Below are 9527 nucleotides of genomic sequence, written 5' to 3' on the forward strand. Positions count from 1 at the left end.
AGTCTCTGCGCGTCTTTAAGACTATTTTGATTTTCTTCGGTCATTCAAAGTGCCATGCGATCCCTTTTTCATCCACCAAAGGTGAAGGTTGTCCCTCTGGCAAAGGCGATCGGTGAGCCGCGCTTCGAAGTACCTAGTATGCTAAGTCGCCGAGATGGCTTCTGGGTTGATTGCCGGGGCGGTGTCGCAATCATTTTCGGTCTAAGTGCAACTCTACTGCTTGGTCTCGTCGGCGGCGGCGTCGACTATGCCCGCCTCTCGTACCGCCGCACCCAACTTCAGAGCGCTGTCGATGCGGGAACCCTTGCTGGCGGTAATACCCTCAAGCTCGCATCATCGACCGTTGAGTCAGTCAAAGGCGTGACCGAACAGACGGTTCGAGACAGCGCCCATTTGTTACCGGATCGACCATTCACGCTCACCGTCACTGTAGCTAAAGATAAGACAAGTGTGTTCGCTCGCGCTGAGGAAACGGTGAGGCTGGCTTTCGGCGCCTTCGTAGGCATTCGTACGATGGTGGTGGCGGTACAAGCGCGAGCCAACGTCGTTGGCAAAATGCGCCTGTGCATGCTCACCCTCGACCAGAGCGCACCCGGCGCCTTCAACCTGCAGAAGAGGGCCGAGGTCACCGCAGATGGGTGCTCGCTTTATTCAAATTCATCCAACGTCAAAGGCATGGTTGGCGGCGACAGCGCCATGGCCAAAGCTCAGACCATCTGCTCGGCGGGCGGCTACAGTGGAGCGCGAGCGAACTTCGCACCCCCACCGCAAACGGGCTGTCCGACGCTGGGTGATCCGCTCAAGGATCGCTCTTTACCCGTACCGGGCAGTTGCATGCCGATCCCGGCTTCGGCCAACAGCAAGGGTGATACCAGTAAGAACCTTGTCGACCAGAGCATCACCCTTGATCCCGGCACTTACTGCGGCGGCTTGCACATCACGAAGAAGGCGAACGTCACTCTTCGATCTGGCATCTACGTTATGAAGGATGGGCCGCTCGTGGTGGATCAGAAGGGCTCGCTGACAGGTACGGATGTCGGCCTGTTTTTTGCCGGAGATCAGGCTGGTTTGCTGTTCGACAAAAAGTCTACAATCAGCTTAGCGGCTCCAACCACGGGTATCATGGCCGGCCTGTTGATGGCCGAAGATCGAACTGTCAGCAGTCCTGTCGACCCGACGACCGCAATCATCAGCTTCGTAGGCGCTTTGCTCTCTCCTCTTTCCCCGGCCCCGTCGCCGACACCTCAGCCCCTAGGTGTGACGCGCCCTCTGCGTACCTACCGCATCATCAGTGACGATGCGCGGACCATGCTGGGGACGATCTACCTACCGGTTGGCCGGCTGGTGATCGACGCGGACAAGCCTGTGGCTGATCAGTCCGCCTACACCGTAATTGTCGCCGCACAAGTCAACCTCTATGAGGGACCGAACCTGTACCTCAACGCAAACTACGACGCTACCAGCGTGCCGGTGCCTAAAGGCGTTGGTCCGATTTCAGGCAAGCTCCTACTCACCCAGTGATAATTCCAGAAACGAAATATAATGTTTGGTCAATAAGCGAAATTTGATGTCCACCTTCGGACGTCGCCCGCGCTTCGGCCTATTCCCCGAGTCGAAGTCGCTGGAAAGTCGATGAATGGCCGCTTGTTGGAAGCGCCTGTGGCGAACCAAGCGACGGGGTTCGGTCGAGAACCACCGACTGCCTATGTGCGGAAAACGGTCGGATCCCCGACATACGAATCAATGGGATTAATATCTTTTACATGCGAGTGATCGTTAAATTTAGTACTGATAGGCAAATACAGAGTCTGTCACGATGCAGATGAGACGTGCGACCGCAATGGGTCGCACGTCTCGTCTGCTTTTCATGCGGAAGCGGCGACCGTGTCAGCCACCTTCGCTTTGCGTGCACCAAGCCCCTCCGGCCGACCGGTGGTCGTATCGGTGACTGTCTGATGTTCCATCTCGGCGTTCAACTCCGCTCCGAGCAGGACGATGGTCGTAGAAATCCAGATCCAGGTCATGAAGCCGATGATGGCTCCGAGGGACCCGTAGGTTTCGTTGTAGTTGCCGAAGCTTGACACATACCATGAGAACAGCGCTGACACGACAATCCAGAGAACACCAGCAACGCCACTTCCCCACGTGACCCAACGCCACTTAGCAGCTTCCCGACTCGGACCGTATCGGTACAAAAGCGCCAGGCTGCCTAGGACAACGAGGAGTAGGATCGGCCATCGTGCCAAGGCGATGACCCACTCCATCGAACCCAAATTCAACAAGGCTAGCGCAGCTGGTATCACAACGATACCAACAAGAGCTAGAACCACAAATAAAAGTGCCCCGGCCGTGAAAGTCAAAGATCTCAGGTTTAACCAGAAGAAGTTGCGCTTCTCTTTCTCGTCGTAGACAATGTTTAGTGCATCGAAGATTGCCTTCATGCCGCCGTTGGCGCTCCAGATCGACACGACGATGCCGAAGGCCGCGGTGAAACCGAGGGTGCCACCTCCTTTTGCTGCGATGCGCTTGACCTGCTCGCCGATGATATCGAGGGCACCGCCCGGCATGACGCTTTGAAGAGAGGCCAACTGTTCATTGATGGTCGTAGGGTCGGCCACAAGACCGTAGATCGAGACAAAGGCGCCAATGGCCGGGAACAACGCCAGGATGGCGTAGAATGTGACGCCTGCCGCAACCAGCAGCACACGGTCGTTTCCGAACTCTTGGAACAGGCGCTTGCCAATATCGAGCCAACCTTTGGCCGGGATCTCGGATGGGGTGGACGCCTTACGGCCTCGGTCAACCTCTGTATCTGCGACCTGGGAAGCGGCCGCTCCTTCGTGGGTTCTTGGGCCTTCCTCGGCGCCTAGCTGACTCGATGCGCCTTCTGGGCGCGAACTGAGTCGGCGATGCGGTAGAGCCACCAATCCAAGAAGCGCGGTTCCAAGAAAGAGGGTCCAGACTATTGGGGAGGTCTCAGTCCGTGGCTGCGGGGTCAGCTGTTGGATAGGGTCAGTCATGGGGCATCTCGGGAAGTAGGCTCAAAAAGGGGGGGCCTCGGGTCGAGGCAGCGTACGCACATCTGCGTCAGTCTTGCGACCCATTCCATGCGCTCAGACAATTTTTCCAACCGCTGTGATCAGAAGCAGGTCGATTGTGGACGATATTAGATCATGAGGGAGCGCCAGATCATCGCAAAGCCAGTGAGGATCATCGCGACCAAGATCAGGCTTGCGGATGGGGGCGTACGCAGGTGCCTTAGCCGTGCGATGAACATGCCAATGAGAAGGTTTAGAACGACCACCAGGCAGACTTGCTCGATGGTCATGCGAGAATCCTTTCAATACTTTTAACTCGACGCAATGGGTATATGATTGAGAGAAAGAAGTGCTTTAGCCGCAGTGTTTTCGCTATTTCATCGAATTAGCGAGCTGCAATTAAATGCGTTTCTCTGGGTGGGAAGTCAGTGCATTGCCATTATGTGGGCTTAGGCGCCGTACTTGGTCCAGCTAGAACAGGTGCTGACTGGACGGAAAGCTGCTGCCGAATATCCCAAGCTTGACCAGTGTCGCGGCGAGCTCATATCGCCTCGTCCCAAGGCTGTTTTCGACGCTGGCCATTTCTGCGTCGTGGACTGTCATTGTCTCGGTCACCGGGAATTTTTCGATGCCGTAGCTGGAGGCTTCGAGGCAATGGCAGTGCTCGGTACGGCGAACCGATCCGGATCGCGTGTGGCTCGGTAGGCAGCCCCCCCAATGGGACCCTTGCCCTTGAGGAGCATCACGGTGCCGAGGCACATCATGAGGACTGGCACCGGATTGCGGCGGACAGCCTCCAGGGCGCCGTCGTAGAGGACGGCCCCGGTCGCGTCGTGGCGGATGCTGCCGAGCATGTCCTCGACGATGCCGGTGGGGGTGAGGCGCTGCGTAAGACCGTCCAGCGTCCGGCCCAGGCGGCCGCGGCTTGCCTCGATCTCGTGCTCCAGTGCGTCGGCATCACTCATCATGCGTCTGCGTGCTCCTTGATAACGGTGGCGTCCTGCCGAAGCTGGCGGCCTGTCCGAGTCGGCATGAGCCCGTTGAGCGAGAACCGGCTCCTGGCGGTCAGCGCCAGGACGACGCCGAGAACGAGGAAGACGACACCGACGATCAGGGCGGAGAGCGCCTCCGAGCCGACGACAGCGGCGAGCCACTTCATCAAAGCGTCGACCAGGACCAGGAAGCCGACGATTGCGAACACCGCTGCGCCGGCCATCGCCGCGAGGCCGATGACCACGCTTCGCAGGCTGTCGGTTATTTCCTGGCGGAACAGGGCGATCTCGCCCCGGACGACGTCGCCTGCACCCCGGAGCGCTTCGGCGAGCAAACTGGGAATGCCATGGGGAGACGTGGGTGGCGGGACGGCGCTCAAGGGTACCCGCCCCACGCCTGCCTGGGTTCACCGGGGGATTTGCCAGCACCTCCTTCGCCGGACCGGATGACGTGGAAAGCGCCGTACCCGAGCGCCCCGACCACCAGGGCCGTCGCCAACGGGTGGCCTAGTGCGCCCCCCTCGGCGTCGCGGTAAAGCTCACGCCAGCCTCGGCGTATGATACGGTCCGAGAACGCGTCGAGGTTGTCGGCGACGGCGTGGACGAACGGCTTTACCTGTGTTTGTCCATTGAGTTGGCTACCGCCCGAACGCAGCGCGCCGGCGAGCTCGGAGAGGAAGCCTGCAGCCTCGATCTTGTGCCGGTCGGCATAGCCGCTGGCTTGGTCGCGCACGGCATCGGCCAAGCCAGCCGGTGAGCGTGGCGCCTGCATCGGGCCATCGGCGAGGGGCGGACCCGCAAGTCGGGTGGGATCGCTCATGGTGCTGCTCCTGACCTGCGGGACGATGTGGGGACGGGCCTAGCGGCGGCCGTGAACGACCATCGCGAGAAGGTAGCCGAGCGAGCCCGCCATCGCGGCCATCATCAGCGGGGACTCCTTGGCGTAGCTCGTCACCGTATCGGCGCCCTGGCGGTAGGCGCGCTCGGCGTCGGGGAAGGCGTCGCGACCCTGCTTCATGGCACCCTGCGCAAGGTCGGAGGCCTGGTCGGCCACGTCGCGCACCGCGTCCTTGGCCTGCCCGTACAGGTTCTCGACGTTGCCCTTGGCCTCGTTGGCCGCACCCTTGGCCTTTGTCTCGTGGTCGCCGGTGACGTCGCCGACGGCCCCCTGGACCTTGCCGCCGAATTCCTTCGCCGCGCCGGTAATGCGGTTCTCGTCCATGGCTCTTCTCCCAAGTTGGTGCCGGACGCGCGAGATGCGCGTCCGGGGATTGGGTCGGATCGGTTACTTTTTGGCGCTCTTGCCGTGGGCCTTGGTCGAGCTCTCGTGCGCCTTCTCGGAGTGGCCATGGGCCTCCTTCGAGTGCTTGGCGGCGGCGGTCTCGTCGCCCTTCTCGTGGTGCTCGGCGGCGGTCTTGTGCGACTTGGCAGCGGCCTCGTGGTGCTTGGCAGCCTCAGCGTGCGCGGTCTTGGCCATGGTCGTGTTCCTCGGGTGGCACCGTCACGGTGCTCGTTGCGGTCATCTCGACCGGCGCGTCCGGACGGGAGGGATCCCGACCGGCATGCGGAATGTCCTCAGGTGCAACGCCTCAATGGGCGGGCAGCCTGCCGTCGGGGGTGTAGCGGTCCACCGCCGAAGGAAGCTCTGATGAGAGCCAGGAAAGAAGCTCGTTGCGGGAGAGGCCGGCCTGTCTCGAATGAGTATCGAGCTTGTCCAAACTAATCGATAGTTAGTGGTTGGCTTCGGTGCTGCCGACCATCAGAAAGGCAAGCGTTGTCGTCAGGAGCCAAGGACGAACACCTCTGTGCTGATCCAATTGGAACGGCAAAGCTCGTTTTGTCCTGGGTAGGCGCAACAAGAGCTACCAGTGTGCGTGCTCCTGCTCGGTCGGCATCCGGCCTTGCGGGGTGAGCTGGTCGATCACACCTGGCAACAAGTGGGAGAGCTGCGACAGCAGGTCGGAGCTTCCCATGCCCGTCTGCTGTGAGAGCTGCCCCACCGTTTCCGGACCGAGCGCCGCTCCGAGATCGTGCGGTGCGATTGGCTGGTTCTGTCCTTGGCCGATCCACGAGTTGATTGCCCCACCATGGCCGGCCTGGGTAAACTGCTCGACCAGGGCACCGAGACCTCCGGCTCCGCCACCGAGCAGACCCCCGAGGCCACCCCCGAGACCGCCGCCTGCGTTGCCCAGCATGCCGCCGAGGCCGCCGCCTCCAGCCCGTGCGGCCAGAAGGCTCATCAGGACGCCTACAAGGGGACTGGCGCCGGCGCCCTGCTGCTGACTGGCGTTGCCGCCGACCACACTGCCGATGATGCTGTCGAGTAGGCCCATGATCTGGACTCCTGAAGCGGCCTTTCGACCAGGTTGATCGGATTAGTCGATGCCGAGGCTGCGCTGGCGCGCGGATCCCGATGATCAGACCGGGTGATTGTAGACACGCACCCGGCGAGCACCGGACGTCCGTGTATCCGGGCTAGCCACGGGAGCGCCGACCGCATCGTTCTCGCGCACGATCGAGCCTGCGGCTGCGTCCGAACCAATCAAGGTCGAAGTATCGCTTTGCGACGCGCCAGCCGTCTTGCTGCTCCAGCCCTCGCTTTCCCAACCCTTTGTACGTGCGTCGAGATCGACAGCGCCATGCTCCTCCAGGATGCGCATGGTTACAGCGGCGTGGGCCTCATCCACCTTCGCGGTCAGTAGCGAACCACCCCGGCGCACGCCTTCAGCGTAGGCATGCGCATCGGTCTCGCTCACGCCGGCGCTGGTCAACGAACCGGTCAAACCACCTGCCGCGGCACCGAGGCCGGCACCGGTCAACGTCGCGACGAGCCAGCCCGCAGCCACGACCGGACCGACGCCCGGGATGGCCATCAGCCCGAGGCCAGCGAGGAGACCGGCACCGCCACCCAGGATCGTGCCAAGCGTTGCACCGGTCCCTGCACCGTTGGCGGCATGGTCCACCGGATCGCTGGTTCCAGTGGTGGTCGTCTCCGTCTTGTTGCCGACGAGACTGATGTCGGAGTGCGGCACACCGGCCGCCTCCAGCTTCGTCACGGCCGCGGCAGCGTCGTCGTAGCGATCGTACAGGGCCGAGAGGGTCTGTGTGGGCATGGAAGCACTCCGAGGGGTTTGAACCGGATGAATCGAACGCGGAAACCGGCTAGCGCACTGCGACGTTGCCTTTGAAGTCGAGGCCGACGCTGGCCGGCTTGCTGCCCATCAGCGCATCGCCGCGCCAGATGCCGTCGCCGTCCTTCTTGAGGTTCTTGACCTCGTGATAGCCGGCCTGATCGAGACGTCGGCGGGCCTCACCCTCAGTGAAGCTGTTGGCGCCCCGCTCCAGTTTGACGTTCGCTCCCGCTCCTGTGACCACTGTCGCGTTGGCGTGATCCGTGTTCGGCCGCGTCACGGCGTTCTGACCACCGGAGGTCGCGCTGGAGACCCCACCTGCTGCCGGCTGCCCGGTGACGGTTGTCTGTGCCGATGCGGGTGCTGCCGCGAGCAGCGGCAAGAGGAGAAGAAGCGAGCGGTTCAGGAACATGGCGGCGCCTGTTTGACGGGTTGCGGTCGAGAACGGGCCGACCCGAACTCGGATCTCGGCATCATGCGCTGCCTGGTGCATCAAAGCTCCAGGCAGCGCTTCTCGGATGGATCAGACCGGCTTGCGGGTGCCGGGCGCGGCGTCCGTCGTGGTGGTGCCGGTCGTGCCAGTGCGACTGACGTTGCCGCGCTCGTCCTCGACCTCGACCTCGGTATGGCGCACCTTATCGGTCACTGTCTCGACGCGCTGAGCCGCATCCTTGCGGATGCCGACCTCGCCAACGACCCGGGCTTCCTTAGACACCACTGCCTCTTCGCGCATCTCGGTGGCCTCGATGACCTTGTCCTCGAACAGGGCCATGTCGCCAGGCGTCACCGCTCGGTCGACCACACGTCGATCGACGTGCACGGTCTCGTCATGCAAGGTGACGTTCTCGCTTACCGCCTTCTCAACGGCGTAGGAGCGCACCCGCACCCGGCCGCTGTCGACCATGCGCTTGCCGACGTTGAGCCGCTCCTCAACAACCGGGATGTAGTCCGACTCGCCCGTGGTCGTGCCGGCGGCCTTCAGCGCCGCGGCGCCCGTAGCCGTCGTTCCGGTCGCCGTCGTACCCGAGGTCGAGCTAGCTGCCGTTGCTCCACTGGCCGAGTAGCCGCTCCAGCCTTCCTGGCGCCAAGCGCTTTCACGCTGGTCGAGATCAATCGAACCGTTCTGCTCCAGGATGTCGTAGGCTGTGTCGGACTGCGTCGGCTCGACACTCACGGTCAGCAGCGTGCCGCCTCGGCTCAGACCCTCGCTGTAGGCGTAGCGATCCTCCTCGGGCATGAAGAAGTCCTTGAGCGAGCCCCAGAACCCGCCCTCGTCCTTGCGGTAGTCGTAAGAGCCGCTGGTGCGGGCCGTCTGCGCTCCCTGCACCAGCTTAATTGCCGATTGCGGGATGCCGGCGGCGACGAGCTTGGCTTGAGCGGCCTGTGCCTCGGTCGGGCGATCGAAGAGCGCGGTGATCGTCTGCGTCATAATGTTTGCTCCTGAGCTGATAGGGGATTGATCTGCTCGCTGGCGTGGCCTTCCGGATCCACGCGTTCGACCACGGCGTGCTGCTTGCGCAGTGTCACCGGGACCTCGACGTCCTCGCCCGCCGTGGTCCGGCGGACATGCACCTCCTCCTTCAGGACGAGGCGCTTCTCGACGACGAGGATCTCTTCGAGGACGGGGATGATGGTCACACCGTTCTCCTCGCGGACCACCGGGGGCGTCTCGCCCTCGGCCAGGGTCCGGTTGATCGGCACCCGGGTAACCCCGACGTGATCGCTGCGCAGGGTCTCGCGCAGGACCTGATCGACCGCCTCGGTGCGGGTCGAGACCCGCACCCGCCCGGTGTCCACCGCCCGCTTGTCGATGCGGGCGGTCTCGGCGATCAGCGGGAGCGTTACGCTCTCGCCGACGGCGACCTCCGCCGCCTTCTTGCCTTGTGACCCAAGGAGGCGCGGCTCGATGGCGGAGGGGTCGCTCACCGTCAGACCCGACGCTGGGTCGTGACGACGGGGGCGGTCCGGGTGAGCACCGGATCGACGGCGGCACCACGGCCGGCGAAGAAGGCCGACAGCGCACCCAGGATCAGCGCCAGGGCACCGTAGAGCGCGCCCTGCGAGCCGACGCGTGCGGCGGTGTCGGCCGCTTGCTTGGCCTGCTCCTTGGTCTGGGCGACGGTGTCGTTGAACTGCTTGGTGTAGTCGGCGACCTGGGTCCGGGCCTGCTCGACCGGGATGTTCTGTGCCTTGGCCAAGGCCTGGGCGGCCTTCTCCTGGGCGTCCTTCTGCTGGGCTGCGTCACCGGTCACTGCAGCGCGCATCGCGCTGACGGCGGCGTTCTTCAGGGCCTCCGGATCGTTGCCGGTGCCGTTGCGGACCTTGCTCTCGATGTTCGAGAACGGGTTGTCCATGCCGGGCAGCGA

At 63.0% G+C, this 9527-nt stretch carries 14 protein-coding genes and 1 pseudogene; 1 reads left to right on the plus strand and 14 read right to left on the minus strand.

What is annotated here, in order from left to right:
• Nucleotides 1–138 precede the first annotated feature (138 nt).
• Nucleotides 139–1521 carry a pilus assembly protein TadG-related protein gene (locus tag FV230_RS19125; protein WP_147843523.1) on the plus strand — a complete coding sequence of 461 codons (1383 nt, stop codon included), beginning with the start codon at nt 139–141 and terminating at the stop codon, nt 1519–1521.
• Between the two features lie 344 nt (nt 1522–1865).
• On the opposite strand, the gene FV230_RS19130 is transcribed toward FV230_RS19125, so the two are convergent.
• The 14 genes and pseudogenes from FV230_RS19130 to FV230_RS19185 all read right to left on the minus strand — a co-directional run.
• Complete coding sequence (locus FV230_RS19130; protein ID WP_147843519.1) at nt 1866–3020, minus strand: YihY/virulence factor BrkB family protein; 1155 nt, start codon at nt 3018–3020, stop codon at nt 1866–1868.
• Between the two features lie 146 nt (nt 3021–3166).
• The gene (locus tag FV230_RS29810; protein WP_187275554.1) at nt 3167–3328 is read right to left on the minus strand and encodes a hypothetical protein; all 162 of its coding nucleotides are present in this window, start codon (nt 3326–3328) and stop codon (nt 3167–3169) included.
• A gap of 321 nt (nt 3329–3649) precedes the next feature.
• Nucleotides 3650–4006 carry a DUF3618 domain-containing protein gene (locus FV230_RS19135; RefSeq protein ID WP_147843520.1) on the minus strand — a complete coding sequence of 119 codons (357 nt, stop codon included), beginning with the start codon at nt 4004–4006 and terminating at the stop codon, nt 3650–3652.
• On the minus strand, nt 4003–4410 hold the full coding sequence (locus tag FV230_RS19140; protein ID WP_187275555.1) for a phage holin family protein: 408 nt from the start codon (nt 4408–4410) through the stop codon (nt 4003–4005). The genes FV230_RS19135 and FV230_RS19140 overlap by 4 nt, the downstream gene beginning before the upstream one ends.
• The gene (locus FV230_RS19145) at nt 4407–4850 is read right to left on the minus strand and encodes a hypothetical protein (RefSeq protein ID WP_147726152.1); all 444 of its coding nucleotides are present in this window, start codon (nt 4848–4850) and stop codon (nt 4407–4409) included. The genes FV230_RS19140 and FV230_RS19145 overlap by 4 nt, the downstream gene beginning before the upstream one ends.
• 39 nt (nt 4851–4889) lie before the next feature.
• On the minus strand, nt 4890–5252 hold the full coding sequence (locus FV230_RS19150) for a CsbD family protein (protein WP_147843521.1): 363 nt from the start codon (nt 5250–5252) through the stop codon (nt 4890–4892).
• A gap of 63 nt (nt 5253–5315) precedes the next feature.
• Nucleotides 5316–5507 (minus strand): hypothetical protein, encoded by a 192-nt coding sequence (locus FV230_RS19155; protein WP_147726154.1) that lies wholly within the window; start codon nt 5505–5507, stop codon nt 5316–5318.
• A 112-nt stretch (nt 5508–5619) separates the two neighbouring features.
• Nucleotides 5620–5748: a YidB family protein gene (locus FV230_RS30880; RefSeq protein WP_348642152.1), complete on the minus strand. Its 129-nt coding sequence runs from the start codon at nt 5746–5748 to the stop codon at nt 5620–5622.
• Between the two features lie 144 nt (nt 5749–5892).
• Nucleotides 5893–6363: a YidB family protein gene (locus FV230_RS19160; protein WP_147726155.1), complete on the minus strand. Its 471-nt coding sequence runs from the start codon at nt 6361–6363 to the stop codon at nt 5893–5895.
• An 84-nt stretch (nt 6364–6447) separates the two neighbouring features.
• Nucleotides 6448–7143 (minus strand): hypothetical protein, encoded by a 696-nt coding sequence (locus FV230_RS19165; protein ID WP_246694922.1) that lies wholly within the window; start codon nt 7141–7143, stop codon nt 6448–6450.
• A 49-nt stretch (nt 7144–7192) separates the two neighbouring features.
• A complete protein-coding gene (locus FV230_RS19170) occupies nt 7193–7654 on the minus strand; it encodes a hypothetical protein (RefSeq protein WP_246694923.1) in 462 nt (153 codons plus the stop codon).
• Nucleotides 7655–7684: 30 nt separating this feature from the next.
• A complete protein-coding gene (locus FV230_RS19175; protein WP_147726156.1) occupies nt 7685–8590 on the minus strand; it encodes a YsnF/AvaK domain-containing protein in 906 nt (301 codons plus the stop codon).
• Nucleotides 8587–9087, minus strand: coding sequence for a YsnF/AvaK domain-containing protein (locus FV230_RS19180; RefSeq protein ID WP_147843522.1), 501 nt, complete (start codon nt 9085–9087; stop codon nt 8587–8589). Before FV230_RS19180 ends, FV230_RS19175 begins: the two co-directional genes overlap by 4 nt.
• A gap of 2 nt (nt 9088–9089) precedes the next feature.
• Nucleotides 9090–9527: pseudogene (locus tag FV230_RS19185) on the minus strand (PhnA-like protein); the annotation flags it as partial.

The organism is Methylobacterium sp. WL6, from assembly GCF_008040095.1.
Taxonomy (GTDB): Bacteria; Pseudomonadota; Alphaproteobacteria; order Rhizobiales; family Beijerinckiaceae; genus Methylobacterium.